Origin of the sequence: Pleurocapsa sp. PCC 7327 (assembly GCF_000317025.1) — a bacterium.
GTDB lineage: Bacteria > Cyanobacteriota > Cyanobacteriia > Cyanobacteriales > Microcystaceae > Hydrococcus.
Genome location: NC_019689.1, coordinates 3708247 through 3734513, shown reverse-complemented (window position 1 = coordinate 3734513; position 26267 = coordinate 3708247). Strand labels below are relative to the sequence as shown.

Below are 26267 nucleotides of genomic sequence, written 5' to 3'. Positions count from 1 at the left end.
ACTAATGACCAATGACCGATGACTATTTACCAACTTTCTTAGCAGGCGTAATACTCAACAGAGAACCTGGCTTGCCAGGAACTGCTCCTTTGATCAAAAGCAAGTTACGCTCTGCATCGACGCGCACGACTTGGAGTCGGCGAATAGTTACTTGAGTGTTGCCATAACGTCCAGCCATTCTTTTTCCTGGGAAAACGCGACCGGGGGTAGTTCCTGCGCCTGTCGAACCTGGAAGGCGGTGGTTCTTAGAACCGTGAGTCATCGATCCCCGCTTGAAGTTATGGCGTTTTTGATAGCCCGCGAAACCGCGACCGATGGTTTTGCCGGCGACATCGACCAAATCGCCAACGCTGAAGATATCTACTTTGATAGCACTCCCTAATTGGTATTGAGAGGGTTCATCGAGGCGATATTCTTTTAAGTGACGCAAAGGCGACGCACCCGATTTGCTCAAATGACCAATTTCAGGTTTGCTGAGCGCTTTTTCTTTAACTTCCTGATAGCCAACTTGAATAGAATTGTAGCCATCAGTTTCGGGTGTTTTGATTTGCGTTATCGGACAAGGACCCGCTTGAACTACTGTCACTGGAATGGCGATTCCAGTTTCTTGGTCAAAAATTTGGGTCATACCGAGTTTGGTACCGAGGATACCGAGAGCCACGGATTTTCCCCCTACTTGCTAGACGACAGTTTTTTAGAATAGACAGTACGATCGCACGCTGAGAAATGGGTTTGTCCCGCTTGTCTGCTTAGCAGGGCAAGAATTTACCTTTTTTCTGAGCGACCGAATATAACTTGACTCCATTTTTTAACCAGATGAGTCTGGGAAACATCTCCAACGAAAATCTGGCTAAATTTTAGGGGTCTTAACCTTTCTTCGAGACTTAGGAGGCTTTTCTCCCAGTATCTCCAAGCGGTTTCCGACAACATCCAAGCGCGTTCGGCTGTTATAGTGGATGCCAGCGTGACCTAGAATCGGAGGATATAGTAAGTAACCTCTAAATATAATAAATATTTAGCTTGGTTGTTGTGCGACTTTATGTTAACGTCTTGGCTTCCAAGACCCCATCTTCCACTTTCAGTACTAGACTTAGTTGTGGCTAAATGTAAAGCAGCTATTTGGTCACGATCAAACAGTATAAACTATTGCTTCATAAAAGATCAAGTAACGGGTAGATTCAAATCAAGGCAAACACATCCGATCTCAGAACAAAAATTTTCTAACTGTTTTAATCTCTAAGAGCTAATTCTATGACGACTCAACTTTTTATACCATTTTTCAAAAGTAATGACAGAGATAGTTGATTACCCTCACCCCAACCCCTCTCCCTATTTGGGAGAGGGGTGAAGAATGTCGATCGCGACTAATGAAAATTGGTATTATCGGTGCGATCGCCAGAAAAAACCAGCTAAATGATAAGAATTGCTAAATTCTCACCGAGTTACGCCTCTAATTACCGGACGAATGTCGGTTCCGTTCAACGGACCCGGATTGCCACTCCAGTTAAAATCGTTGATACGCAGGCTAATCGAACCAATTTCCAAGACTGGATTGTAGCGCAAAAGGATATTGTAGGTACGGCGACTGTACTCGATAAAGTAGTCAGTGCTAATTTCCTCGCTCTCGCTTAAACTCAACGAACTTTGAATCCCCACGCGCAAAGGACCATAGACTTGTTGGGTGATTCCCCAAGACAACGTTTGCGTATCGGCAAAGCGATCGAACAGAAACGGAGACGCATCCCCGCGAATCCCTTGATTGTAGGTAATGTTAAAGCCGGTGTAGTCTAGAAAAGGACGAGAAAAATGACCTAATTGTCCTAAAAGTCCGATACTACCCGTTAGCGACGGTTGGGAATCGCCGTTACTGTAATAACTGGCAACTCCAGTTGCTCCAACCGTGAGTTGTAGATATGGCTGCACGGGCGTGGGAGTATAACGCAGTCCTGCTTCTGGAGTAGGCGGCAGTGCTTCTCCTTGCCAGAGCATAAAGCCCCGACTGAGAGAGGCTGCACCCTGATATCGCGTTAAATCGACGAGGTTATCTTCGCGATCGGGTTCGAGGAGTTCCGGGCGATCGGTGCTAGCCTCGATGTGTTGAATTGATGCCTGGTAACTTAAGTTAATCCCCGTATCTCCGAGAGGAATAGTCGGAGATACGAGAGTAGCACCAATACTATTGTTTACCGTCCGAAAACCGAGAGAGCCGTTAAAAATCCGCTCGCGATAGTTGTAGCCGAAGCGCAAGTCGTAGGGATTGTTAAGATCGCCTATCTTTTGCCGGAGTTCTATTCGAGCGCGCAGGTTGTCGTCTATGTTATCAAAATCGAGACTGGAGAAAGAGCCAACCGCTTTCAGACTGGTTCTCGGCCCCAAACCGATTTCGAGATCGCTGACTAATCCAAGAGCCGACGGACTTAGGGGGCTTACGTCTTCGTCGGTGTCAAAGGTATCGGGAAAGAAAGCTCTTTGTAGCAAATACTGAGGTCTGATCTCAAAACTAACGTCTTGAGAATCGATGATTTTAAAACCCCGCTCGATAAAAAGCCCGCCTCTGTCCCTGCCATCGTAGCTAATCGAGAAAAGACCGGGTTGGCGGGGACGGCGATCGATAATCAAGCGATCTTGAAAGGTTGGAACTGACAAAGATTGGTCGAAAACGACACGAGAGTCGGTAAATGCCACTTCATCGATTAGGGGAGCGATATTTCTGTAGGTCGCGCTTTGCGCTCGCAATTCTAATTCTGGCGGCGAGAAAGGGTCGTTAGTGACGCGCACGTTAGTTGCCGTCCATCTTTCGGCATCGAAATCAACGCGATCGGCTTGAAAGCGAATTCGATTAATTCTGCCGCCAGCAGCGCCCGTAGCTGCACCTCCCTGTTGTCCTACTCGCTCAGCGCCGCCGCCAATCGAAAAACGATAGCCTTCTGCTGTCGTGACGCGCTGGAGGGGTTGATTGAGGGCAAGACGATCGCTTAAGGGTTGGTTGGGGACGACGGCTTCAGTGCCAACATCTGTCGGTAAGGTGGGAGAAAAATCTTTGCTCGTGGTCGGCTGATAAATTTCGCCGTTAGCCTGGAGAATGACCCCGCTATCTTGTACGAAATAGTATTCAAACCGCTGCCCTCGCAGGATCTGTTGACCTCTGGTAAGAACGACTTCTCCCTCTGCCACGGCTAGGCGATCGGGTAAATTAACTTGCACGCGATCGGCAACCAAAACGCCGTTGGGAAATCGAATTTCTACGTTTCCGGTTGCCGTAATAATTTCTCGCTGCGAGTCGTATTCTTGGCGATCGGCAATGACTTCGACGACGCTGGTAGACTCTGGTTGGGCGGGAGTTTTGCCGTCTTGAGGCGGAGATGCCGATCCGGGTGCAGGCTCTTGCGCCGTCAGTTGAAATTCTCGAACTGCTCCCCCCCGCTGCCTCGTCACCAGAACTTTTGCCATTTGCACCTCATCTGAGAGGCTGATTTGCTCTAATCCTTTGATTACTCTAGCTTGGGAAGATTCGGTAAAAGTCGAATTCCACAGGGTGCGATCGCGATTGAAAGTTCCACAACCGACAGAGATAGACTTTCCTAAAGATGCCGCGCTTTTCTCGATCGATGCAGGTGAGGCGACTTCTTGGGAGGGAACATCAGAAAATTCAACCACCGCTGGGGTGGTTTGCGTTGGTTGCAAAAGCGATTGACTGGGTTTGAGAGAAAGGAGTGAAGGGAAGAGTACCGAAGTCGAGTCGCGTTGGGAATAAATTGGAATCGTTTTGCCTCGCTCGACCTTCCATTCTTCTCCTGTCGAATCGACGGAATTGCTGCGATCCCCGTTGCGATCGCGTTGGGAGTCGCTAACTTTTTCGGGAGCTATCGATTGAATGAAAGCAGGAGGATTATCGGGTGGAAGAGCTGGCAGCATTTCGGCAACAATTAGGCTTATACTAATTCGCAATTGGCAATTATCAGTTCGCAATTAGTCAGCAGATCTGGGTGTAAAGCTTTTTCCTTGAGCATCTGTAGCGTTCTTTTTTAGAAATGATATTAGATCGAGTTGCGAGCGAACTTCAGCTTGACCGAACGACAAGAGCGAGACGAGTTTTGTCTCGCCCAATCGTTCTCCTCAACCTACGTTACCATACTCGGATTTGTTACTCGAAATCCTTACGTCCTGGGTTGCGAGTTGGATCGCTTGAGAGAAATCCAAAAACGAATAGCGCCACAAAGAAGGCAACAACAATATAAACAGCAATTTTGAGAGTGAGCATCTTTTGTTCTCCTTATAATATGAAAGCCGGATTTGACGAGCGCTTCGGTTGCTCTTGACTTACTTTATCCTATTTTGGGAACCGGACGGTTCCCTAGCGTTAAAACTTCGCGATCGCAGCAACGATCTCGTTTCCCAGGAGCAGTATACCGCTCAAGGCAATAAAGGCAACGGCAAACTGTTGGAACTGTTGTTGAGTCAGTTTTCTCAAAACGATTTGACCGAGCCAATTGCCAGGTAGAGAGGCAATTCCAAGCAAACAACCAAACTTCAAATATTTTAGAGTTAAGGCGCCGCAAATCGCATAGGTGAGAACTTTGACTAAATGCACGACAAATAGATGCGCCGATTTCGTGGCGATCGTTTGTTCTTTAAGCAGTCCATAATTGAGATATAAAGGATTCAATAGCGGTCCAGTGCTGCCAATCAGTCCCGACAAAAACGCAAAAATCAAGCCAGCAGGGAGAAAATACCAGGCACGAACGGCAAAAAAATCGAGTTTTTTGTCCAAACTACTACTAATAGCGGCAACAATCAGGAATACTGCCAATAAGATCGGCAACCAGTCAAGCTGAATTTGCGTATAGACAAAAGCTCCTAAAATAGCCCCAACGATCGCACCCGGTAAGTACCACCACATCAGCCGCCAGTCTATATCCCTCCAGTAGAGAACGATTCGCTGAGGATGCCCCAGTAACATGCTAATTGTGAGGACTGGCGCAACTGCTGCTGCTCCGAGAAAAAACGCGATCGCCGGGACTAACAGTAAGGGAGTACCGCCTCCCGTTAAACTACTCAGAAACCAACCAGCAAAACTCGATAGAGTCAGCCACAAAATGCTCAAAGTCCAATCCTCGCTCGCTCCTGGCTTTAATATTTTCTTAAGTTAAAATTAAATAAATTTTAAACTGATTAAAAGCAGAAAAGCTCGGAAATTAGGCTCAAACGGATAGAATCAATTTAGAGCTGGAATTAAAGGCAATGAACAAAACCATAGGCGCTATTATCTGTGCGGGATTGGCGTGGTTCGGATTGCAGAGCGAACCGAGAGCGCAAAACATCGCGATCCAGATAGGAGGAGCCGATCGAGGAGCCTATGTAGAAGGTAGGGGCATTGCCATTCGCCGAGGGAACCCTCAACCTGGAGGGGTCGTCTATCAACCAGGGAATCGCTTACATGGGGGAGTCGTCTATCATGGCACTCCCATACGCCCTACCTATCGAGAAAAGATCGTTATCTATTCGACTGGAAACGATGGGTACAATTGCGATCGCCAGTCCTATCGTTCTAGATACTATCGATACATCTATCTCGACAGCTACGGGGATCGACAAATTTATTACTATCGCAGTCGCTATTGGCGACACTACTAATCGCACTTGCAGGTAGGCATTGCCCGCCCCTCCTAGAAAAAAAACGATGTTCGCTCCCAATCTAAAAAATTTTGTAACCGATGAATGGCTGAAACCTTTATCAGAAAAGTTTTTCACAATCGACAATCTAGCATTCAAAATCCAAAATGGGATAAGACTCGTATCAGTCTGACAATCCTGTTAGGAGTTTTACTGTTAGGGAGTTTGACTCCAACGCCAGTCGCCTCTAGCGCCGATTTCCGGTCAATCGTCCAACAGCCGTCTTTTGAAAATCGCCCTCAAGTATTGCCGATTGGCGCTATAGCTCAGATGGGAGGCGAGACGTTCGAATTAGAAGTAGCAAGAACTCCCGAACAGCAGGAAATGGGACTGATGTATCGATCTTCGCTGCCCAAAAACCGAGGCATGTTGTTTGCCTTTGAAGCGCCGCGATACACTCGTTTTTGGATGAAAAATACGATTATTCCTCTGGATATGATTTTTTTGAGCAATGGCGAAATTAAAGCCATTTTCGCCAACGTTCCTCCCTGTACCAGTGAACCCTGCCAATCCTATGGTCCTTCGGTACAAATCGATCGCGTTATCGAATTAGCAGGCGGACGCGCGAAAGAATTGGGTCTCAAGGTAGGCGATCGCGTTACGATTAAGTTTCTCGAAACTCCCTAGTAGTTTGTCAATTTTCAATTAAGGGGGAAAGTGAAAAGGAATATCTTTCACTCGAAACAACTATCCATCCTCATCAACTTGACACAGCACTAGAAAAGCTTCGCTCATTACTATTAAATTACTCATGAGATGGCAGAATAGAAAATAGATGCGACTCATTGGGGAGAGCTAAGGCGATCGCTACGTTATAGGCTTCTGCTGCCTCGGCTGATGAGTGTCGAGCCAAGATAAATTCGCTGTAATCCGCTAAGTTATCCAATCCCACCAGGTTTAGGATGGTTTCAGCAATCAGCCAGCCGGCGGTTTTAAGTAGTAGATTTCTCCAATAACCTTTCATTGCTTGACCTCCGAGCGCATCCCTTTGGGTTCGATAGCCTTAAGTTATCGAAAAGGAAGTCTTGCTCGCATCGAATAAATGTCATGTCTAGACCGTTACACTTGTCATGACAGGGTTGATAAATAGCGATCGCGCGATCGAACAAAGCTGTTGCTAAAGGGAAAATCGATTTATTAAGAAATTTGACAAGAACTAATATCCTTCCAAAAAAGGCAAAAGGTAATTTGGAGTAATAACTTGTAGTTTGCCAACATCCTCTAGTCAGTCAACGAAAGCGATCGCAAAGTTATCTATTTTGCTGAGATAGAATTCGAGACATTTTTTAGAGATTGGTCTGTTCTTAAATTTTAATAATGAGACTAGATTCAATTAGTTTCAAGCTTAAATTGTGGAGAAGCTATCTTGATATTGGTCAAGCGACGAATTATTAGTCTGGGAATCGATATGCATCGGGGGCGCGTTAATTATGACAAATATAAATATAAAATCCGAAGATCTAATGGTTGTTTATTTCGATCGGGTAAAACAAATTTCCTCCAAAGCTTATCAGATGCAGAAAAGCACTGGTTTGGATTTTGAAGAGTGTGTAGAGATTTTAGAAGCAATTCGCAAAGAGGTAGGAGATTTCTGTTTCTGGGGAGCAAACGAGAGATTATACAAATTGATTCTGGGCTATCGTCAAGAAGGATATCCTCCTAGAAGGGCAGCTTTTAAAGCCCTGCAAGATTTTTATTGTCAAAATTAAACTGTGATTTCTTTTGTTTGCTGTCCCAACCTAGCTGCTGAGTTCCAGAAATCATTGTTATTTGACAAAACCTAATTGACGCGATCGCTCTCTTAAAAAGCAACTAAACTGTATGAGTAATGCGAATAGCGAATTGTTTTAGAGGACTTGGAGTTTTTTCTTCAAGGCTTTAGGTATACGTTCCTGCCTTATCTCAATGCCATTCAACTTAGGTATTTAGTGAATGCGTCCTCTAACCCATCGGATTTCTCAACTGACTCAAAGCGTGCCCCTGCGTTTCATCTTCGTGGTGCCATTTATCCTGGAAATCTCCTTAGCAGTGGGGCTGACGGGATGGCTATCGCTCCAAAACGGGGAGAGGGCAGTTAATGAGGTCGCCAGCCAACTTCGGAGCGAACTTACGGCTCGCATCCAGCAGTACCTTGAAACCTATCTAGCAACCCCCCATAAGATTAATCAACTCAATGCAGATGCCATTCATCTCGGCGAATTGAATTTGCAAGATTTATCGCACTTAGAGCGACATCTTTGGTATCAGCTTCATGCCTTTGAATCGGTGACGGCAGTTTATCTCGCCTCAGAGCTAGAGGGAGAACATGTTGCAGTCGAAAGGTTAGAGAATAATGCCTTGCAAGTAAAAATTTCGGGCAAGTCTACAAGCGGGGAAATCCGAATTTATGCGGTAGATAAAAATAGAAATCGCATCAAACTTTTAAGATCCAAGCCCAGTTACGATCCCCGTACCCGTCCTTGGTATCAACATGCAGTCGAGGCAGGCAGGGCGAACTGGGGCGAGATTTATAGACTTTTTGCCACGCCCAAATACGTATTGAATGCTAGTTTGCCAATCTACGACGAACGCGGCAAACTTTTGGGCGTGGCAGCCGTTGATTGCTCGTTATTAGGGATTAGCCAATTCCTGCGCAGCTTGAAAATTGGACGATCGGGCGAGACGTTTATCCTCGAACGTCGCACGGGATTGCTGGTGGGAAGTTCGGGAATCCAACAGCCGTATATCATCGAAAATCCGACGGTTCCTCAAGTAAACCAGGTTCCGAAACGGATTAAGGCAACTGAAAGTAGCGATGTTCTGACTCGACTCACAACTCAATATTTGCTGAAACACTTTGGCGGATTGACTCGAATTAATAATAAACAGCAACTCGATTTTGAGATTGACGGCGAGCGGCAATTTTTACAAGTCGTGCCGATGAAAAACAATTTGGGGTTGGATTGGCTGATTGTAATAGCCGTCCCAGAAGCCGACTTCATGGATCGAATCGATGCCAACACGCGCACGACCATCTTCCTGTGCTTGGGAGCCTTTGGACTGGCTACCGTGTTGGGTTTTTTCACCTCTCGCTGGCTCGCGCAGCCGATTCTCCAGTTGGAGAGAGCGTCGGTTGCGATCGCCAGTGGCGACTTAAACCAAACCGTTGCTGCAAGCGGCACCAAGGAACTCAAAGTGCTCGCTCGCTCCTTCAACCAAATGGCGCAGCAATTGCGGGAATCCTTTGCCGCACTGGCCAGAACCAATGAGGAATTAGAAGTTCGAGTCGAGCAACGAACAGTGGAGCTGAGCGAGAAAAATGAGTGGCTTCGGCAGGAAATCCGCGATCGCCAAAAAGCCGAGGAAGCCCTACAGCGAAGCGAAGCCAAGTTTCGGAATATCTTCGAGAATTCCCAGGTTGGAATCTTTCGGTCTCGCCTTGAGGATGGGCTGATTCTCGATGCCAACCAACGCTACCTGACCATGATGGGGCATAACTCAGTAGCCGATGAGATCGGGAGCAAGCGATCGATTGACTACTACATCGATCCCAGCGAGCGATTGAGGGCACTAGAAATAGTCCTAACTGATGGGGAAGTTCATAACTTTGAGGCACGCTTTCGCAGGCATGATGGCTCTGAGTTTTGGGGGCTATTTTCAGCCCGGTTGAACCGGGAAGAGGGTTGCCTGGAAGGAGTGATTTCTGACATTAGCGATCGCAAACGAGCAGAAGCAGCTCTGCAAAAGGCAGTAGAAGCTGCTGAAGTTGCCAACCGCGCTAAAAGTCAATTTCTCTCCAACATGAGTCACGAACTGCGCACCCCCCTCAACGCCATCCTGGGCTTTACCCAATTGCTAGCTCGCAGTGGCTCCCTCGATCGCAAGCAACAGAGATACCTAGACACGATCGACCGCAGTGGCGAACACCTACTGGCATTAATCGACGATGTGCTGGCCATCTCTAAGATTGAGGCAGGCAGAACTACGCTCAATGAAAATGATTTCGATTTCTATAGCTTGCTAGACTGGCTACAACAAATGTTACGCCTAAAAGCTGAATCTAAAGGTTTGCAACTTATCTTTGAAATAGCAAGCGATTTACCTCAATATATCCGCACCGATGAAAGCAAGCTGCGCCAGGTATTAGTCAACTTGTTAGGCAATGCGATTAAGTTTACACAAGCCGGAAGCGTGAGGCTAGGAGCGTCATCGGTCATCGGTCATCGGTCATCGGTCATTGGTACGAAAGATGAAGAACAAAGGACAAAGGACAAAGGACTTTTGACAATTCACTTTGAAGTAGAAGATACCGGTCCCGGTATTGCTGCTGAAGAACTCGAAAGCTTATTTGAACCCTTTGTCCAAACTCAAGTCGGTCGCAGATCCCAAGAAGGAACTGGACTCGGCTTACCTATTAGCCAAAGATTTGTCCGCCTGATGGGAGGAGATCTTACCGTTGAGAGTCGTTTAGGAGAAGGCACGATTTTTCAGTTTGGCATCCAAACCAGCCCAGTTCAAGCGGACGAGTTACAGAGCAGTCAAGAACCTAGTCAGCAGGTCATAGGTTTGGAAGCCGGACAGCCTTCTTACCGCATCCTGATTGCAGAAGACAAGCCGGAAAATCGTCAGCTACTGGCTGAATTGCTTGCCCCAGTGGGCTTTGAGGTGCGGGAGGCAGCTAACGGGCGAGAAGCGATCGCGCTCTGGCAAAACTGGTCGCCCCACTTAATCTGGATGGATTTACGAATGCCAGAAATGGACGGCTACGAGGCAACTAAACAGATTAAAGCCGCAGGCGAGAAAGTCCCCATCATTATTGCTTTAACTGCAAGCGCGTTTGAAGAAGATCGCTTCGCGGCTCTATCGATAGGTTTTAACGACTTTGTACGCAAGCCATTTCAAACCGAGGTCATCTTTAACAAGATGGCAGAACACTTGGGAGTGCGCTACCTCTATGGTTCGCCACAATTGTCTAACATCGGTGCCGAGAAATCGCCAGATTTGTCGCAACCCTCACGGCTTCAATCAGAAGAGATGAAAAAGGCTCTCGCTGCGATGCCGCAACAGTGGGTAGAACAATTGCATCAAGCTGCTATTAGAGTGAATGCCAAACAAATTCTCAAAGCGATCGAGCAAATTGCCGAGCTAAATGCACCTTTGGCCAATGCTTTAACCCATCTGGTTAATAACTTCTGTTTTGAAGAAATTATCGCTTTAACTCGACAACAGTAAGAAAAGTTTTTTTTCAAATTAGGATCGAAAGTGCGATCGCGCCAAAAAATATAACGGGCTATTTTTTCTGCATGGCGAAGAGAAATCAAACATAAATAAAATTAAATGGCAGACAAAACATTTCAATTTCCTCCCACGACTGAAGTACGTGGTTTTCCTGGGAGGTTTTTATGCTTGGAAAACTAAAGCTTGGCACTAAATTTACCCTATTACTAACGCTAGTTTTTCTGGGTGGCATCCTATTGAGCGGCGTTACCCTATCGAAGGCAATCCAGCACGAAGTTGAGAAGGACATCACCACCAAAGCAGAAATCCTGATGCAGGCGATGAACTCTGTCAGGAACTATACGAGCAATAATATCGAACCGCTCCTAGAAAATCGGCTAGCAACCGAGCCGGAGTTTATTCCCGAAACCGTACCCGCCTTTGCCGCGCGGGAAGTCTTCGAGCAATTTCGCGATCGCCCCGAATACAAAAGCTTCTTCTATAAAGAAGCCGCGCTCAATCCTACCAATTTACGCGATCGGGCAGATGAGTTTGAAAGCAAGCTAGTAGAACGATTTCGCATGCAACCCAAACTCACCCAGCTCTCTGGCTATCGAGCCAAGGCATACGCAGCCAAGTCAGAAGGAACCCTGTTTTTCATCGCCCGTCCGTTAAAGATCGCGCAGGCAAGTTGTCTGAAATGTCACGGCAGTGTTTCAGCAGCCCCCAAGAACATGATCGCTACCTATGGGACCCAAGGGGGGTTTGGCTGGAAGCTCAATGAAGTGGTTGCAGCTCAAACGATTTACGTCCCAGCCAATGAGGTGTCGGCTCGCGGTCGCCAATATTTAACCTTAGCGATGGGCGTTTTTTGCGTCATCTTTGCGGTGGTAGTGCTGCTGCTCAACTGGTTGCTCAAGCGCACAGTCATTCATCCCATCAACCAACTGACGGCAACTGCCCATAAAGTCAGCACCGGAAACATGACGACCGAACAATTGGGAGTATTTGACACTCCTAGCATTGCCCAACTGGCTCGACGATCTGACGAACCAGGACAGCTTACCCGTGCTTTCCAGCACATGGCACGCGAAGTTGCTGCCCGCGAGCTAAACCTGACTCGGATGGTAAAACGGCGTACCGCCCAACTGGCTAAAATTATGGAAGAAGCGGAACAAGCCAGAGCTAGAGCAGAAGAGGCAAACAAGGCTAAAAGTCGATTTCTCTCCAACATGAGCCACGAATTGCGCACCCCTCTCAACGTCATCCTCGGCTTTACCCAATTGATGGCTCGCAATAGCTTGCTCACTCCAAAACAGCAGGAATACTTGGACACCATCGACCGTAGTGGCGAACATTTACTGGGATTGATTAATGATGTGCTAGAAATCGCCAAAATTGAGGCAGGCAAGGTTGCGCTCAATGAAAACAATTTCGACCTCTATGGTTTACTAAACTGGCTGCAACAAATGTTTCGGTTAAAAGCCGAATCCAAGGGACTAGAGCTTAGCTTTGACTTGTCCCCCAACCTGCCCCGTTATATCCGTACTGATGAAAGCAAGCTGCGCCAGGTTCTCCTAAACCTATTAGGCAATGCGATGAAGTTTACGCAAGCTGGAAGCGTGAGGCTAAGAGCGTCATCAGTCATCGGTCATCGGTCATTGGTCATTGGTACGAAAGACGAAGGACTGATGACAATTCATTTTGAAGTAGAGGATACTGGTTCTGGTATTGCCGCTGAAGAACTTGAGAGTCTCTTTGAACCTTTTGTCCAAGCTGAGGCTGGTCGGAACTCTCAGCAAGGAACTGGACTCGGCTTACCTATTAGCCGAGAATACGTGCGCCTAATGGGTGGAGACCTTACCGTCGAGAGTCGCTTGGGAGAAGGTACGATTTTTCAGTTTGACATCCAAACCAGCCCAGTTCAAGCGGACGAGTTACGAAGCTATCAAGAAGAATCCACACGGCAGGTTATAGGTTTAGAAGCCGGACAGCCTTCTTATCGCATTCTGGTTGTAGAAGATAAGCCAGAAAATCGTCAGTTACTGGTGGGGTTGCTTATCCCAGTCGGCTTTGAGGTGCGGGAGGCAATTAATGGGCGAGAAGCGATCGCGCTCTGGCAAAACTGGTCGCCTCACTTAATCTGGATGGATTTACGAATGCCAGAAATGGACGGGTTGGAAGCGACCAAACAGATTAAAGCCGCAGGCGAGAAAGCCCCCATCATTATTGCCTTAACCGGAAGCGCGTTTGAAGAAGACCGCATCGCGGCTCTGTCGGCAGGCTGTGACGACTTTGTACGCAAACCTTTTCGAGTCGAGGTCATCTTTGAAAAGATAGCCGAGCACTTGGGAGTGCGCTACCTCTATAGTTTTCCCCAATGGCGTAGCGGGGTGGTAGAGAACTTGCCAGATTTGTCCCAACTGTCGCGGCTTCAACCAGACGAGCTGAGAGAGGCTCTCGCTGCGATGCCGCAACAGTGGGTGAAACAATTGCATCAAGCTGCCCTCAAAGTTAATGCCAAGCAGATTCTCATGCTCGTCGAACAACTTCCTCAGCCCAACGATTATTTAGCCAATACCCTAACCTATTTAGTTAATAACTTCTGTTTTGAAGAAATCATCGCCTTAACCCAACAAGTAGCTAGAGAATAAATTCTCTGTTTAAGAGGCTAAAGACCGTCTTGTTTCAGATTTTGCACTATTCTCAACAAACGCTCTTGTAATTAATTCCTGTCCGATCGAAAAAGTTTTCTTTAGAAGACCCGATAGAAATTTCAGTCGATTTTAATCGAGTTGAGCTTTGAGCCTAGAACTAAAGTTCTAGGCGTTGATGCTTCCTCCAGCATAGAAATTGAAACAGTAGCAAGCATCAGAAAAAGATCTCGCTCCCAGCCATGACAAATGTAACGATCCGAACATGACATTTATTCGATGTCGATAGAAATTCTCTGCGGATAACTTAGAGAAACAAACAATCAAACCAAGGAGAACTTTTTATGATTGAGAACACTAAAGCGATGTCAGAGTTAAATCTTGAGGAATTAGATTCTGTTGCAGGAGGAGGCGGATGTCACAACTACGAAGAAGACCATCGCCATGACGATGACTATTATGGCGACGACTATCATGGCGACGATGACTATAAAGGCGGAGGTTGCTACCCCAAACCCCGTAAACCTTATTGCAAACCCCGTAAACCTAGTTGGTGGTACCCTGGTTGTCGCTGGTAATCCTAGCTGGTGGTAACTCTTATAGTTAGGTAACCAAATAGCGATCGCAGCAAGCGCAGGAGATCTCTACTGCGCTTGTTATTCCCTGAAAGATGCTCGAACATTGAGCGCAGTGCCAAGTTTTGATGCAAGTCTGCTTTGAGAGGTTTGAATTGAGCTTATAGAAACCGAAAAATCTATGTTTAAGAATCTCAAGCTTGCCACTAAATTTACTTTATTTCTATTGCTGGTTCTCTTAGGCGGGATCTCAGTCAGTGGAATAGCGTTGTCAGAGGCTCTCGAACACAGAGCTAAAGATGAAATAGATTATAGGGCACAGGTTCTCATGGAAATGGTGAACTCGATTAGGGATTATACCAATACCCATATTAATCCCCTTTTAACGCCTAGCCTGGAAACTCAACCAGAATTCATTCCTGAAGCAATACCAAGCTTTGCTGCTAGAGAGATCTTTGAAAAATTTCGCAACAACAAAGAAGATAAAAATTACTTTTACAAAGATGCCACACTTAACCCGACAAATTTGCGCGATAAAGCTGACGAATTTGAAATTAGTATTATCGAGCAATTTCGCGCTAACCCAGAGTTACAAACTCTATCGGGTTATCGAAATTTATTGGCAGAGAGACTTTATTATAGCGCTCGCCCTTTTGCCATCAAACAACAAAGCTGTCTTCGCTGCCATAGCACTCCAGAGGTTGCTCCCAAGAGCCAATTAGAAACCTACGGAACAGAAAATGGTTTTGGGTGGAAGCTTGATGAAATTATTGGTAGCCAAATTATTTATGTTCCAGCTAGTCAAGTTTTTGAAAATACTCGTCTTACTTTTTCTTTAGTCATCGCAATTTTTATTGCGATTTTTACCGCAGTCATTTTGCTTATTAATTTTTTGCTCAAGAAGAATGTAATCCAGCCTATCAAACCAATGGCTCGGCTAGCTCAACAGCTTGGTAACGATACAGCAGATGCCGAAGGGGAGCGAGAGATCGAGCTTAAAAAGTTAACGGCGATCGCCAAGCGCTCGGACGAGCTAGGACAGTTGGGACGAGTCTTCCAACGAATGGCTCATGAAGTCCGCGATCGCGAGCAACGCCTAAGACAACAGGTGCAGGCACTTCGCATCGAGATCGACCAAACCAAAATAAGGCATCAGGTAAACGAGATCGCAGACAATACCTACTTCCAAAGGTTACAGCAAGAGGCAAAAGATATTAGAGGTAAATGGAAAGACTCTGATGAAAAGGAGTAATGGTTAGTGGTTCGTGGTTAGTAGCACGATCGATAACTGACAACTACAACTAAAGATTGCAAATTACTAATTATTATGGAAATGCACTATGTCTAAAGTCGTGTCCGTCCATTCGTTCCGTGGTGGAACTGGCAAATCAAATGTCACCGCCAACATTGCAACTATCATCGCTGGATCTGGGCGGCGGGTTGGCATTGTTGATACCGACATCCAATCGCCTGGAATCCACGTCCTTTTCGGTCTCGAAGAAGAAAAAATTAATTATACTCTCAATGATTATTTATGGGGGCGTTGTGCTGTCGAGCAAGCTGCTTATGACGTTACCCCCAATCTGAAAGTCAAGCAACCGCTTTTTGGCAGAAAGGGCAGTATTTATTTGATTCCTTCTAGCATCAAAACTGGCGAAATTTCTCGAATTTTGCGCGAAGGATACGACGCTCGTCGGCTTAATGATGGCTTGCAAGACCTGATGTGCCGTTTGAAGCTAGACTATTTATTAATTGACACTCACCCTGGGATTAACGAAGAAACTCTGCTGTCAATTATCATTTCTAATGTTTTAGTCGTCATCCTGCGTCCGGATCGCCAGGACTATCAAGGAACTGCTGTGGCTGTAGATGTTGCCCGCAAGTTAGAGGTTCCCAAAATGCTGCTGGTGGTCAATAAAGCATTGCCAGCTTTGGATTTTGGAGCTTTGCGGCAAGAAATGCAGAAGACCTACAATACAAAAGTCGCTGGCATCCTGCCCGTTTGCGAAGAGATGTTTCATCTGGGGAGCAGCGACATCTTCTGCTTGCGCTATCCAGACCATTTCTGGTCACGAGAAATCAAGGCGATTGCAAAACATGTTGTCGGTTAAATGTCAAGATGGTTCGCTTGCTATTAAACGAGCGGGCTTTTCGCGAACGTGAGTAGCGATCGCTCTTACCCGCTTGACTACAGAAATCATATATTGGTAATCCGGTAGCGAGCGATCGGCTAAATATCCCACTTCTTGAGCTAAAGCAGTGGGAGCATCGCTCATAACTTGGCGGATGTAGCCTTCGCGGTTGCGTTCTATTGTAGGTGCAATCAAAACCGAACCAGACGGAACATTGCGAGGATCGGTAAACAGCACGCGCAATTGGACAGAATCCAACTGCGAACTGTAAAGATTGAATTCCTGCTCGGAAATTGCCCCAGCAGTCGCTTTCCCTTGAGCCACCCATTCAAGAACTGTTTTGGGCGTGGGAGCAAACATAATTTCAGCCAGCGTCAAGCCATAAAGGTTGTAGAGAGGGAAATAATATCCCGTTGCCGAACCCTGTTTGCCTAAGACGATGGTTTGGCCATTGAGCGCTTTCAAGTCTCGGACGGGGTTATCTTGGCGAACGACGAAAATAGAGCGTAAATTCCTATCGTCTTGTAGCGGGAAAAGAGGAGTGTATTGGTGATAAGCGATCGCGCTTGCAGCTACGCCTGGAGGAGCAAAAACTAACGACCAATCCCTTGCCTCGATGCGATCGAGAGCTAAAGTTTCATTGAAAGCGGGTTCTATCTCGATCCGCGCTCTCATTTTTTCGCCTAAATAGCGATTGAAGCGATCGAAGCGATTGAGTATTTGTTTTCCCTGCTCGTAGCTAATAACGCCAATGACTAATTCCTCTATTTGAGTCTGCGTTGTTTTGGCTCCACAAGCAGTTAACAATAGCATTTGCACAAGAAAAAGACGACGGGAGATCGACTGCTGATAAGCGAGATCGTCAATAACGTTGGCAAGAGATTGAAAGAACATAAGTTAATAGACTTTTAAAATGACGCGATCGCACTTGACGCAAGTCACAGAAAATTATCTATCTGGCGATCGTTAGCAACCATGACATTTATCAGGGGTAGGCTCATGACATTTATCAGATGTTCGTCCTTGGTTGAATTTTTACTATGAATATAGTTTCAAAAAGAAACGAAGCAGAAGTTCCCAAAACAAATCAATTTTGTATTCGAGAAACTTCTGCTTGAGCAAACCAAAAACTTTACAAACTTAGGAGTAAATCATGACAGAACCAAGTAACAAAATCAATGCCTCGATGGAACTTTCCGAACAAGAATTAGATGCTGTTGCAGGCGGTACCGTCGTTTTAGGCGGAAATGGACCTCAAGCTCTGTTTCAAGATGGGTCTACTGACTTCGCTCAAAACCAGCTACAAGCTGCTCAGAAAGTCTCTTCCAATCGCGACGGTAGCGACACCATCTCTCTGGTCGCTGCTGATGCGGTTAAAACCGATGCCGACCAGATTACCAAGTTCATCAACGGCGTTAGCTAAATAATACCGCTCTAACCTGACGCTCCAAGCAGAGGTTGTCCCCTCAGTATCAATATTGTGAGCGATCGACCTCTGCTTGTCCAGACTGAAAATACTTTACAAACTTAGGAGTAAATCATGACAGAACCAAGTAACAAAATCAATGCCTCGATGGAACTTTCCGAACAAGAATTAGATGCTGTTGCAGGCGGTACCGTCGTTTTAGGCGGAAATGGACCTCAAGCTCTGTTTCAAGATGGGTCTACTGACTTCGCTCAAAACCAGCTACAAGCTGCTCAGAAAGTCTCTTCCAATCGCGATGGTAGCGACACCATCTCTCTGGTCGCTGCTGATGCGGTTAAAACCGATGCCGACCAGATCGCCAAGTTCATCAACGGCGCTGGCTAAATAATACCGCTCTAACCTGACGCCCCAAGCAGAGGTCTTGCTCATCAATATTGTGAGCGATCGACCTCTGCTTGTCCAGACTGAAAATACTTAACCAGGCAAGCATCAATGCTTGCATCGCTTGCATCGATCTTACAACAATTCTCAGATGAGTAGAATACGGCAATCTGTAGGGAGTGAGCCTAGCTCAATCCCTATTCGTGTTTCATTCATCTAAGACAGGGTTATTTCGTTCTGATTGCAGTTAACCAAGAAATTCATTTCTTGGCTCAAAATTTAAGTCCGTCTTATAGGACTTAAGGTATTAGACAGAGAATTTATTTTCTGGCTTTCTCGGTTTTTAAAAGTTCTATCAATCATTTATAGCAAATGAGTTTGCTATTCCGAACTATAAAAAACAGATTCCATTGCAAAGCGATCGCTCGGATTCCGGATCGGAGGAAATACTTATTTTGTTATCAATAGGAGCCGTGACATTTGTCAGGGGTAAGCTCGTGACATTTATCAGATGTTGATTCTTGATTGAATTTCTACGATGAATATAGTTCCAAAAGGAACGAAGCAGAAGTTCCCCAAACCAATCAATCTTGCAGGAGAGAAACCTCTGCTTGCTCAAACTAAAACACATTACTTAACCAATTTAGGAGTAAATCATGACAGAACCAACCAACAAAATCAATGCCTCTGTAGAGATGTCTGAGCAAGAATTGGATGCTGTCGCAGGCGGTGTATTCATTCTCGGAGGAAGACCTCAAGCACTGTTCCAGAAAGGTTCTACCGACTTCGCTCAAAATCAGCTAGTCGCTGCTCAGAAGGTCTCTTCCAATCGCAATGGCAGTGAAGCTCAATCTCTAGTCGTTGCTGATGCGGTGAAAACCGATGCCGATCAGATTACTGAGTTCATCAACGGCGCTGGCTAGATAATACCCATCTAACCTCAACCTCAAGCAGAGGTTTTCTTCTGAAATCTAAGAGGGATTAACCTCTGCTTGACCAAACTTGAAATCCTACAAATTAAGGAGGAAATTATGTCAGACGAAATCGCTCCCATGGGTGGTGAAGCTGAAGAATTATCCGAGGAAGAATTAGATGCTGTAGCAGGTGGTGCAGATATATTTTTTTCTAGCTCTTTTTATGAGGAAAGTGCCACGTCGATCGCTCGGCAAACCACTGTGACTCCTGAAGGTAGTTCATCATCATTTGTTTTCAAGTCTTTGCACATAATCACTGGTGCTTTCCAATTTATTGGCTTGGGACTTGGATCGGCAGATGACATCCCTAAAATTGGAGGTTTAGACTTAAACAAAAAACGTTAAGTCGATAAAATTGCAGCTTGGTGTAGCAGTTGAGCAGCTCGGCTCGACTGTTTTCTTAAGAGTTTTTAGTTAAAAGTTTCGATCGCAACGAGGAAATTATGCCGCTCAACTTCACTTCTTTCAAGCATCCAGAATATATCGCTACCCAGCAGAATTATTCAAATCAAATCTGTCAAAGTAAACCTCAATTTTTCTTAGGAGTAACAAGTTTCCTCCTAGTGCCGCTTTGCCTAGTTTTAGGATTTTTTTTGTCTCAAAAATTTCGCGTCCAACGCTATCCTAATACTTTACATCATCAGAGAGAAATTTTAGAAAAAATGTGGCAAATTAATTCTTCTAAATAGACTGAAAAAGCGGTTGTTCTTAGAAAAGGGATTGCGATCTCACTGGACAGTTATATAAATATTGAATAATCCAATAAGACTTAAGCAGTCAATGAAAGATAGAAGAATTATCTATAGTGAGTAGTGCGAGCATCTTGCTCGCGAATTCCTTAAAAGCGATCGAGATGCTAAGCATCCTGAGTGATAGCGAAGGATCTTTCGCACTCCCTAAAAACTCTTAGAATTAATCTAGGAATAGAAAGCCAGAGAATAAATTCTCTGTCTAATACCTTAAGTCCTATAAGACGGACTTAAATTTTGAGCCAGGAAATTCATTTCTTGGTTAGAATAAATTGGATTTTTTGTCGTTTTCTTTTTCAAAACACAGTTTTTTTTACCCAATTCGGCGAGCGATCGCACCAATGTTTCAACTCACAATCTTTCAGATAGGTAAATATCTTTTTTAAGTTTAAGTAAATTTTTTATAAAATATTAGCCACAAAAAATTATACTTTTTCTGTTTCTAATCTGGAACAAAAACAGGTAACAATTCGAGCAGTTCGCCAGCTCAACGAGCAAAAGTAATTAGTGCTAAAAAATTGATAGGATGTCTGAGAAGTCAAAAATGTTACGCAAGGGTGAAGCGATTAGCTAGTGCTGGTATCTTTATAAGCTAGATTCTTCGTTCCGCTCCGCTTCACTCAGAATGACAAAACATTCTTTTCAGACATCCTCTGAGAATGATACCAAGTTTGTTCGTAAATGTAATTTTGCTGTAGTGTGGTACAGACATCATGAGCCGCCAGCGAGACGCTCGCACTATCCTATCTCTTTGATTGTAACTCGGTATAACTTTCGCGATCGCACTCAACGAAAGTCAGAGAAAATTACCTATCTCGCTATCAATAAAAACCATGACATTTGTCAGGGGTAAGTTCGTGACATCGATCGGATGTTTATTTTTAGTTGAATCTCTACGATAAGACTATCAACAAAAATACAAAAGCTTGACTTTTAGTGCAAACAACAAATCTAACAGGAGACTAACAATGTCTGAAGAACACAAATTCAAGGATATCGAACTTAAAAAGGAAGAGTTGGAATCGATCGCAGGAGGTTATGAGGGAGAGCATTATTACCCCGATCCCTGGAAAGCGGATTCAATGCCGCCGATGCCGTCAATGCCGCCGATGTTACCGATGCCATCATTCGATGATTATGGATCGATGCAATTACCAAAAGGCGATCGTAGCGAGTATCAGCATACCAAGTGGGAATCGAAATAGTCATTAGCACGAGCGTTTAACTGTATGGAGGCGAGTTAACCATGATAAGCATAGCTAAAACTGTTTTGGATAGCGCTCTAGTGCGTCCGCTGCGCCAGTGGCTTGAAGACATAGATATTCGCGATCCTCAAGTTGCTAAGTTTATCTGCAAGCTCGTCCCAGCGCAGTGTCCTTTTGAGCGGAAGATCTCAATGTTTAATCGCACAATCCTTTACATTCCACCGTTGTGCAAACTAAATCCTCTTTACGAGCAAATCGTCGGTCTTCGTTTCAAGTCTCTGTCTTATCTTGCAGATATATGCAACGAGGACATAACGATTTACTGCTAATTAAAGTGCGTCGCTTTCACCGAAACAGTCTCACCAGCCAAGAGTCCCTCGAAAAATACTTCCCGATTTTCTCATCTACAAGGGAGTTATATTATGACAGACGTTCTACTCAAAGAACTTAGTAATAGCGATATTGACTGGTTGCTGACGACGGGAACCCAGGAAGAAATTCCTCCTGGTACGGCAATCCTCCGTCAAGGACAACCTGTCGAGGCACTATACATTTTATTAGATGGAGCATTAACAGTTTCCGTCTCTCAAGCTAACAACAATCCCTTAGGTCGTGCTTTTGCTGCCTTAGAAGGTGGCGAAATGTCAGGGCGCGAGATCGCTAGATTATCAAGCGGAGAGATGCTGGGAGAAATGCCCTTTTTAGAGGCTTCCCTATCTGCTACCACCGTCAAAGCGATCGAAAAGTCGCTGATCTTGTCAGTGCCACAGCAGCAACTGACCCAAAAACTGCAAGAAGATCTCAGTTTTGCCGCTCATCTTTACCGAGCGATCGCAATTCAACTTGCAGACAGACAGGCAAAAATGGTTTCCGAGATCGGTCATAGTACTATTGTTCTCGGTCAGCCTCAGTTGCGAGAAATCCTCTTTGTATTTGCGGAACTGCACGATAGCGACATCGATTGGATGATTTCTGCTGGAAGTGCGATTAGAGTTCCTGCGGGTACAGTTCTCGTCCGTGGAGGAAGACCGATTGAAGCGCTGTATATTCTACTGGATGGAAAATTGACCCTTTCCGTCTCCGAGAATGATGGCAATCCCTTGATGCGGGCTTTTTCAAACTTGGAAGGCAGCGAAATTTCGGGACGGGAGTTCGCCAGATTATCTAAAGGCGACTTAGTAGGAGAAACGTCTTTTGTAGAGGCTAGTCCTCCCGGAGTCGCTGTCGCAGCGATCGAAGATTCGCTGGTATTGTCAATTCCTCGGTGGCGGTTAGCGGCAAAACTGTTACACGATGAAGGTTTTGCTGCCCGGTTTTATCGAGTGCTGGCAATTTTACTTGCCGACAAACAGCAGGGAATAATCAGTCGCCTCGGCTATGGCAGGCTCAGCTACAGCAAGGGTCAGTCTCTAGATGAAGACTGCAACTATGAGAACGAAATAAATTCCGATTTCTTAGCTCAAGTAGCATTGGCTGGCACCAGATTTAACTGGATGCTCAAAAAGATTCAAGGCAGGTAATACCAATTCGCAATTAACAATTGACAATTCGCAATCTTATGGTTACCGAAAAAAGCAATCTGTTTCGCCAAAAAGCTCTAGAGCGTTCTGCTTCTCCCGAACGGCTAGATCGCCTCGTGCAAGTCGTCAGTCCCAAGCACTGGCTGCCTTTGACCGCTCTCGGCACCTTAGTAGCAGCAGGGCTAAGCTGGAGTATTATGGGTCGAGTTCCGATCGCGGTTTCCGGTCAAGGCGTATTGGTCTACCCTAGCAAAGTTGTCTCTTTCCAGTCATCTAGTTCGGGGCAGTTGCAGACCGTCAACGTACAAGTTGGCGACTATGTGAAAAAAGGACAGGTGCTGGCAACGATTGACAAATCAGACATCAAGAAGCAATTACAGCAGCAGCGTGACAAGCTAGTGGAACTACAAGCTCAGGATCGGGACGCTAAACTGCTGCAATACCAACGAACTCAACTGGCAAAAGTTGCGATCGCCCAGCAGCGTCAAGGGATTTGGCAAAATCTCCGAGTCACTCAGGAGCTGAGTCCTATTCTCAGAGATAAAGGACTGCTCGCGCTCGAACAACAGCGACAAGAACTAAGGCAACGCTTGCAGGACTCGCTGGCATTGGCTCCGACTCTCAAGGAAAGACTGGAGAGGCGCAAATGGTTGCAGAATGAAGGGGCTATTTCACAGGATACCGTACTAGAAGCACAACAGACTTACCTAGATAGTCTCGCGAGGATCGCCGATATTAAAAGTCAGTTGAAGGCACTCGATGTCAGACAAGTTGAGGCAGAAACTAACTATCGTCAAAACCTCAACCAGATTGTCAGCCTTCAAGCGCAATTGAAAGATTTGGATACTCAAGAAAAAACTCTCGCCGAACAAGATTTTCAAGCTTCAATTAACCGACAAAATCAGATCCTCGAAACAAAGCGGATTATCGGCCAATTGGAATTGCAAGCCAAGGGTAGCCAAATTACCAGTAAATACAGCGGACGCATATTAGAACTAGCAGTGGCTCCCGGACAAGTTCTCAGCGAAGGAACCCGACTTGGTTCTATCGCAGCAGAAGCTTCATCCGCCAAGCTAGTTAGTGTCGCATTTTTGCCAGTGAGCGAAGGCAAAAAAATCCAAAAAGGCATGAAAATGCAAATTACGCCCACCACAGTGCAGCGAGAACGATATGGCGGCATTGTGGGTACTGTTACCAATGTCTCAGCCTTCCCCGTCACTAAAGATGGTGCTTTGAGTTTGGTAGGAAATCCAGACCTCGTGCAGAGTCTGATGTCTCAAGGTCCTCAAATCCAAGTATTCGCAGAACTCCAACCAGACAAATCGACCTTTAGCGGCTATCAGTGGTCTTCTTCCAAGGGTCCGCAGGTGAAAATTTCTCCCGGAACCACAACCGCAGTGCGAGTCACCGTTGAAGAACGCGCGCCCATCACCTTTGTCTTACCCATCCTCAGATCTTGGAGTGGCATAGATTAATTATGTTGTGGCAACTGCAAAAACTACTCAAGCGTAAAGGTATCCGGCGGCGTACCCCCACGTTGTTACAAATGGAAGCGGTCGAATGTGGCGCTGCTGCCCTGGGGATTATTCTCGGTTACTACGGTCGCATCGTGCCGCTAGCGCAACTTCGTCAGGACTGCGGCGTATCCCGTGACGGCAGTAAAGCCTCCAACGTCCTCAGCGCTGCCAGAGGTTTCGGACTCAAGGGCAAAGGGCTGAAGATCAAAGATTTAAACGAGCTGCGCAAACTGGACTGTCCTTACATCGTATTTTGGAACTTCAACCATTTTTTGGTTGTCGAGGGATTTAGCAAGGAACGAGTCTACCTCAACGATCCTGCCAGCGGACCGCGCAGCGTCTCCATACAGGAATTCGACGAAGCTTACACCGGGGTTGTCCTAGTTCTAGAACCAGGACCGGAGTTCAAAAGAGGCGGCAGGAAACCCAGCATCATCTGGAGTCTATGGGAACGGTTACAAGGCTCGATCGGAGTACTCGCCTACTGCATCTTAGCAGGATTTCTGCTGGTGATTCCCGGACTGGCAATTCCAGTGTTTTCTCAGGTATTTGTAGACAACATTCTCGTTCAAAACCGCGATGAATGGTTGCGTCCGCTGCTGTTGGGGATGCTCCTCACAGCCGGAATTAGCGGGCTGTTGACCATGCTACAATTGCGATTCCTGCGGCGGATGAAGATCAAGCTCTCGGTAGGAATGTCGAGCCGATTCTTGTGGCACATCCTACGCCTGCCCGTCGGTTTTTATGCGCAACGGTTTGCCGGAGAAATTAGTAGTCGCGTCCGCCTTAACGATAGCTTGGCGAATATCCTTTCCGGGAATTTGGCTACTACCGCTATTTCCGCCGTCATGGTCATATTCTATGCCGCGATCATGTTGCAATATGACGCGGTGTTGACTTCGATTGGGATAGCTTTCGTTGCCATAAATCTCGCCGCTTTGCAGTTGGTATCTCGGTGGCGCGTGGATGCCAATATGCGATTGGTACAGGAACAGGGAAAAGTTAGCGGCGTATCGATTTCTGGTCTTCAGACGATGGAAACCTTGAAGGCATCTGGGTTGGAGTCAGATTTCTTTTCCCGCTGGGCGGGCTACTATGCCAAGGCGATTAATGCTCGGCAGGAGATGGGTGTTACCAATCAAACCCTCGGCGTTTTGCCTACGTTTCTCTCAAGTATTACGTCCATGTTGGTTTTAGTGGTGGGCGGTCTTCGGGTAATGGACGGGCATCTTACTATTGGGATGCTAATCGCCTTTCAGGGCATGATGCAAGCTTTTCTCGCACCCGTGAATAATCTCGTCAACCTCGGCAGTAGCCTCCAAGAAATGGAGGGCAACGTGAATCGACTCGATGATGTCTTGCGAAACCCCATCGATCCGCAACTGAAGGAGGAGAAAAGTGAGGCGATGCTCGCGCCAACAATTCATCCTTCGGTGCGCTTGCAAGGGTACGTTGAATTGCGCAACGTTACCTTTGGTTACAACCGAGTTGCTTCTCCCTTGATTGAAAACTTTAGTTTCTCGGTCAAACCCGGACAGCGCGTTGCCTTAGTGGGCGGAAGCGGTTCTGGCAAGTCAACCGTCGCTAAACTGGTGTGCGGGCTGTACGAACCTTGGGAAGGAGAAGTTCGTTTTGACGGTCAACCCAGACGGCAAATTCCCCGTCAAGTTCTCGTTAATTCTATTGCCATGGTCGAGCAGGATATTTTGCTATTTGCTGGCACGGTAAGAGATAACCTAACGCTTTGGGATACGACGGTGCCCGAAAAATATCTAATTCAGGCGTGCCGAGATGCGGCTATCCACGATGTTATTCTCTCTCTACCGGGCGGTTATAATGGCGACCTCTTAGAAGGCGCTACCAATTTAAGCGGCGGTCAGCGACAGCGCCTAGAAATTGCCCGCGCCTTAGTCAATAATCCTTCCATCTTGGTCATGGACGAAGCGACTAGCGCTCTCGATACCGAGACGGAAAAAATCATCGACCAAAATCTCCGCCAGCGAGGATGTACTTGCATTATCGTGGCACATCGCCTGAGTACTATCCGCGATTGCGATGAAATTATCGTCCTCGAACGGGGCAAAGTCGTGCAACGAGGAAACCACGAACAATTACAGCAGGTTGAAGGACCATACTTACAATTGATCCGCAGCGAGGGGGGCGCGATTTCGTGAAGTCGGAAGTAGAGGGAGAGTTGTCAATAAATCTCTATCGTATTTAGATCGACCTGCCCGTACGACCAATCCAAAATCGAATAAGAGGTAT

23 protein-coding genes are annotated in these 26267 nt (G+C 46.1%); 17 read left to right on the top strand and 6 right to left on the bottom strand.

Annotation, left to right across the window (positions count from 1 at the left end; translation table 11 throughout):
- Positions 1 to 22: 22 nt before the first annotated feature.
- The 4 genes from rplC to PLE7327_RS16725 form a co-directional block, all read right to left on the bottom strand.
- Complete coding sequence (gene rplC, locus PLE7327_RS16740; protein WP_015144983.1) at positions 23 to 661, bottom strand: 50S ribosomal protein L3; 639 nt, start codon at positions 659 to 661, stop codon at positions 23 to 25.
- Between the two features lie 773 nt (positions 662 to 1434).
- Positions 1435 to 3915, bottom strand: a complete 2481-nt coding sequence (locus PLE7327_RS16735) for a DUF3769 domain-containing protein (protein ID WP_015144982.1) — start codon at positions 3913 to 3915, stop codon at positions 1435 to 1437.
- 229 nt (positions 3916 to 4144) lie between these two features.
- A complete protein-coding gene (locus PLE7327_RS23585) occupies positions 4145 to 4261 on the bottom strand; it encodes a photosystem II reaction center protein I (RefSeq protein ID WP_015144981.1) in 117 nt (38 codons plus the stop codon).
- A 99-nt stretch (positions 4262 to 4360) separates the two neighbouring features.
- Positions 4361 to 5104: a sulfite exporter TauE/SafE family protein gene (locus PLE7327_RS16725; RefSeq protein WP_015144980.1), complete on the bottom strand. Its 744-nt coding sequence runs from the start codon at positions 5102 to 5104 to the stop codon at positions 4361 to 4363.
- Positions 5105 to 5241: 137 nt separating this feature from the next.
- On the opposite strand from PLE7327_RS16725, the gene PLE7327_RS16720 reads away from it, so the two are divergent.
- Both PLE7327_RS16720 and PLE7327_RS16715 read left to right on the top strand, forming a co-directional pair.
- The gene (locus PLE7327_RS16720) at positions 5242 to 5634 is read left to right on the top strand and encodes a hypothetical protein (RefSeq protein ID WP_015144979.1); all 393 of its coding nucleotides are present in this window, start codon (positions 5242 to 5244) and stop codon (positions 5632 to 5634) included.
- Between the two features lie 84 nt (positions 5635 to 5718).
- Entirely contained in the window at positions 5719 to 6300 is a 582-nt protein-coding gene (locus tag PLE7327_RS16715; protein WP_015144978.1) for a DUF192 domain-containing protein, read from the top strand.
- Positions 6301 to 6418: 118 nt separating this feature from the next.
- Here the strand turns inward: PLE7327_RS16715 and PLE7327_RS16710 are convergent, their stop codons facing one another.
- Positions 6419 to 6637 carry a hypothetical protein gene (locus PLE7327_RS16710; RefSeq protein WP_015144977.1) on the bottom strand — a complete coding sequence of 73 codons (219 nt, stop codon included), beginning with the start codon at positions 6635 to 6637 and terminating at the stop codon, positions 6419 to 6421.
- A gap of 466 nt (positions 6638 to 7103) precedes the next feature.
- Between PLE7327_RS16710 and PLE7327_RS16705 the strand changes: the two genes are divergently transcribed.
- The 6 genes from PLE7327_RS16705 to PLE7327_RS16680 all read left to right on the top strand — a co-directional run bounded on the left by PLE7327_RS16705 (position 7104) and on the right by PLE7327_RS16680 (position 16209).
- Positions 7104 to 7382 carry a hypothetical protein gene (locus PLE7327_RS16705; RefSeq protein WP_144266131.1) on the top strand — a complete coding sequence of 93 codons (279 nt, stop codon included), beginning with the start codon at positions 7104 to 7106 and terminating at the stop codon, positions 7380 to 7382.
- Positions 7383 to 7605: 223 nt separating this feature from the next.
- Complete coding sequence (locus PLE7327_RS16700) at positions 7606 to 10884, top strand: response regulator (protein WP_015144975.1); 3279 nt, start codon at positions 7606 to 7608, stop codon at positions 10882 to 10884.
- Between the two features lie 170 nt (positions 10885 to 11054).
- On the top strand, positions 11055 to 13523 hold the full coding sequence (locus PLE7327_RS16695) for a DUF3365 domain-containing protein (protein WP_015144974.1): 2469 nt from the start codon (positions 11055 to 11057) through the stop codon (positions 13521 to 13523).
- Between the two features lie 344 nt (positions 13524 to 13867).
- Positions 13868 to 14101, top strand: a complete 234-nt coding sequence (locus PLE7327_RS16690; RefSeq protein ID WP_015144973.1) for a hypothetical protein — start codon at positions 13868 to 13870, stop codon at positions 14099 to 14101.
- Between the two features lie 178 nt (positions 14102 to 14279).
- Positions 14280 to 15350, top strand: coding sequence for a DUF3365 domain-containing protein (locus tag PLE7327_RS16685; protein WP_015144972.1), 1071 nt, complete (start codon positions 14280 to 14282; stop codon positions 15348 to 15350).
- Positions 15351 to 15438: 88 nt separating this feature from the next.
- The gene (locus PLE7327_RS16680) at positions 15439 to 16209 is read left to right on the top strand and encodes a MinD/ParA family protein (RefSeq protein WP_015144971.1); all 771 of its coding nucleotides are present in this window, start codon (positions 15439 to 15441) and stop codon (positions 16207 to 16209) included.
- Positions 16210 to 16212: 3 nt separating this feature from the next.
- Here the strand turns inward: PLE7327_RS16680 and PLE7327_RS16675 are convergent, their stop codons facing one another.
- Positions 16213 to 17124 (bottom strand): phosphate/phosphite/phosphonate ABC transporter substrate-binding protein, encoded by a 912-nt coding sequence (locus tag PLE7327_RS16675; RefSeq protein ID WP_015144970.1) that lies wholly within the window; start codon positions 17122 to 17124, stop codon positions 16213 to 16215.
- A 259-nt stretch (positions 17125 to 17383) separates the two neighbouring features.
- Here PLE7327_RS16675 and PLE7327_RS16670 point away from each other — a divergent pair, with 259 nt between their 5' ends.
- The 9 genes from PLE7327_RS16670 (at position 17384) to PLE7327_RS16625 (ending at position 26176) form a co-directional block, all read left to right on the top strand.
- Positions 17384 to 17653 (top strand): CTB family bacteriocin, encoded by a 270-nt coding sequence (locus PLE7327_RS16670; protein WP_015144969.1) that lies wholly within the window; start codon positions 17384 to 17386, stop codon positions 17651 to 17653.
- A gap of 117 nt (positions 17654 to 17770) precedes the next feature.
- Positions 17771 to 18040 (top strand): CTB family bacteriocin, encoded by a 270-nt coding sequence (locus PLE7327_RS16665; protein ID WP_015144968.1) that lies wholly within the window; start codon positions 17771 to 17773, stop codon positions 18038 to 18040.
- A gap of 653 nt (positions 18041 to 18693) precedes the next feature.
- A complete protein-coding gene (locus tag PLE7327_RS16660) occupies positions 18694 to 18960 on the top strand; it encodes a CTB family bacteriocin (RefSeq protein WP_015144967.1) in 267 nt (88 codons plus the stop codon).
- Between the two features lie 69 nt (positions 18961 to 19029).
- Positions 19030 to 19356, top strand: coding sequence for a CTB family bacteriocin (locus PLE7327_RS16655; RefSeq protein WP_041392259.1), 327 nt, complete (start codon positions 19030 to 19032; stop codon positions 19354 to 19356).
- A gap of 1372 nt (positions 19357 to 20728) precedes the next feature.
- Complete coding sequence (locus tag PLE7327_RS16645; RefSeq protein WP_015144964.1) at positions 20729 to 20965, top strand: hypothetical protein; 237 nt, start codon at positions 20729 to 20731, stop codon at positions 20963 to 20965.
- A 41-nt stretch (positions 20966 to 21006) separates the two neighbouring features.
- Positions 21007 to 21294 (top strand): Mo-dependent nitrogenase C-terminal domain-containing protein, encoded by a 288-nt coding sequence (locus PLE7327_RS16640; protein ID WP_015144963.1) that lies wholly within the window; start codon positions 21007 to 21009, stop codon positions 21292 to 21294.
- A 93-nt stretch (positions 21295 to 21387) separates the two neighbouring features.
- Entirely contained in the window at positions 21388 to 22485 is a 1098-nt protein-coding gene (locus PLE7327_RS16635; RefSeq protein WP_015144962.1) for a cyclic nucleotide-binding domain-containing protein, read from the top strand.
- 38 nt (positions 22486 to 22523) lie between these two features.
- Positions 22524 to 23960, top strand: coding sequence for an NHLP bacteriocin system secretion protein (locus PLE7327_RS16630; protein WP_015144961.1), 1437 nt, complete (start codon positions 22524 to 22526; stop codon positions 23958 to 23960).
- 2 nt (positions 23961 to 23962) lie between these two features.
- Complete coding sequence (locus PLE7327_RS16625; protein WP_015144960.1) at positions 23963 to 26176, top strand: NHLP family bacteriocin export ABC transporter peptidase/permease/ATPase subunit; 2214 nt, start codon at positions 23963 to 23965, stop codon at positions 26174 to 26176.
- The last annotated feature ends 91 nt before the right edge of the window (positions 26177 to 26267 follow it).

Excerpts from the sequence above, each read along its gene's own strand:
- PLE7327_RS16630 (WP_015144961.1), top strand. The coding sequence starts at position 22,524 with ATGGTTACCGAAAAAAGCAATCTGTTTCGCCAAAAAGCTCTAGAGCGT.
- PLE7327_RS16695 (WP_015144974.1), top strand. The coding sequence starts at position 11,055 with ATGCTTGGAAAACTAAAGCTTGGCACTAAATTTACCCTATTACTAACG.
- PLE7327_RS16735 (WP_015144982.1), bottom strand. The coding sequence starts at position 3,915 with ATGCTGCCAGCTCTTCCACCCGATAATCCTCCTGCTTTCATTCAATCG.
- PLE7327_RS16665 (WP_015144968.1), top strand. The coding sequence starts at position 17,771 with ATGACAGAACCAAGTAACAAAATCAATGCCTCGATGGAACTTTCCGAA.
- PLE7327_RS16715 (WP_015144978.1), top strand. The coding sequence starts at position 5,719 with ATGGCTGAAACCTTTATCAGAAAAGTTTTTCACAATCGACAATCTAGC.
- PLE7327_RS16690 (WP_015144973.1), top strand. The coding sequence starts at position 13,868 with ATGATTGAGAACACTAAAGCGATGTCAGAGTTAAATCTTGAGGAATTA.
- PLE7327_RS16640 (WP_015144963.1), top strand. The coding sequence starts at position 21,007 with ATGATAAGCATAGCTAAAACTGTTTTGGATAGCGCTCTAGTGCGTCCG.
- PLE7327_RS16710 (WP_015144977.1), bottom strand. The coding sequence starts at position 6,637 with ATGAAAGGTTATTGGAGAAATCTACTACTTAAAACCGCCGGCTGGCTG.
- PLE7327_RS16720 (WP_015144979.1), top strand. The coding sequence starts at position 5,242 with ATGAACAAAACCATAGGCGCTATTATCTGTGCGGGATTGGCGTGGTTC.
- PLE7327_RS16685 (WP_015144972.1), top strand. The coding sequence starts at position 14,280 with ATGTTTAAGAATCTCAAGCTTGCCACTAAATTTACTTTATTTCTATTG.
- PLE7327_RS16680 (WP_015144971.1), top strand. The coding sequence starts at position 15,439 with ATGTCTAAAGTCGTGTCCGTCCATTCGTTCCGTGGTGGAACTGGCAAA.
- PLE7327_RS16645 (WP_015144964.1), top strand. The coding sequence starts at position 20,729 with ATGTCTGAAGAACACAAATTCAAGGATATCGAACTTAAAAAGGAAGAG.
- PLE7327_RS16625 (WP_015144960.1), top strand. The coding sequence starts at position 23,963 with ATGTTGTGGCAACTGCAAAAACTACTCAAGCGTAAAGGTATCCGGCGG.
- PLE7327_RS16635 (WP_015144962.1), top strand. The coding sequence starts at position 21,388 with ATGACAGACGTTCTACTCAAAGAACTTAGTAATAGCGATATTGACTGG.
- PLE7327_RS16700 (WP_015144975.1), top strand. The coding sequence starts at position 7,606 with ATGCGTCCTCTAACCCATCGGATTTCTCAACTGACTCAAAGCGTGCCC.
- PLE7327_RS16660 (WP_015144967.1), top strand. The coding sequence starts at position 18,694 with ATGACAGAACCAACCAACAAAATCAATGCCTCTGTAGAGATGTCTGAG.
- PLE7327_RS16670 (WP_015144969.1), top strand. The coding sequence starts at position 17,384 with ATGACAGAACCAAGTAACAAAATCAATGCCTCGATGGAACTTTCCGAA.
- PLE7327_RS16705 (WP_144266131.1), top strand. The coding sequence starts at position 7,104 with ATGACAAATATAAATATAAAATCCGAAGATCTAATGGTTGTTTATTTC.
- PLE7327_RS23585 (WP_015144981.1), bottom strand. The coding sequence starts at position 4,261 with ATGCTCACTCTCAAAATTGCTGTTTATATTGTTGTTGCCTTCTTTGTG.
- PLE7327_RS16675 (WP_015144970.1), bottom strand. The coding sequence starts at position 17,124 with ATGTTCTTTCAATCTCTTGCCAACGTTATTGACGATCTCGCTTATCAG.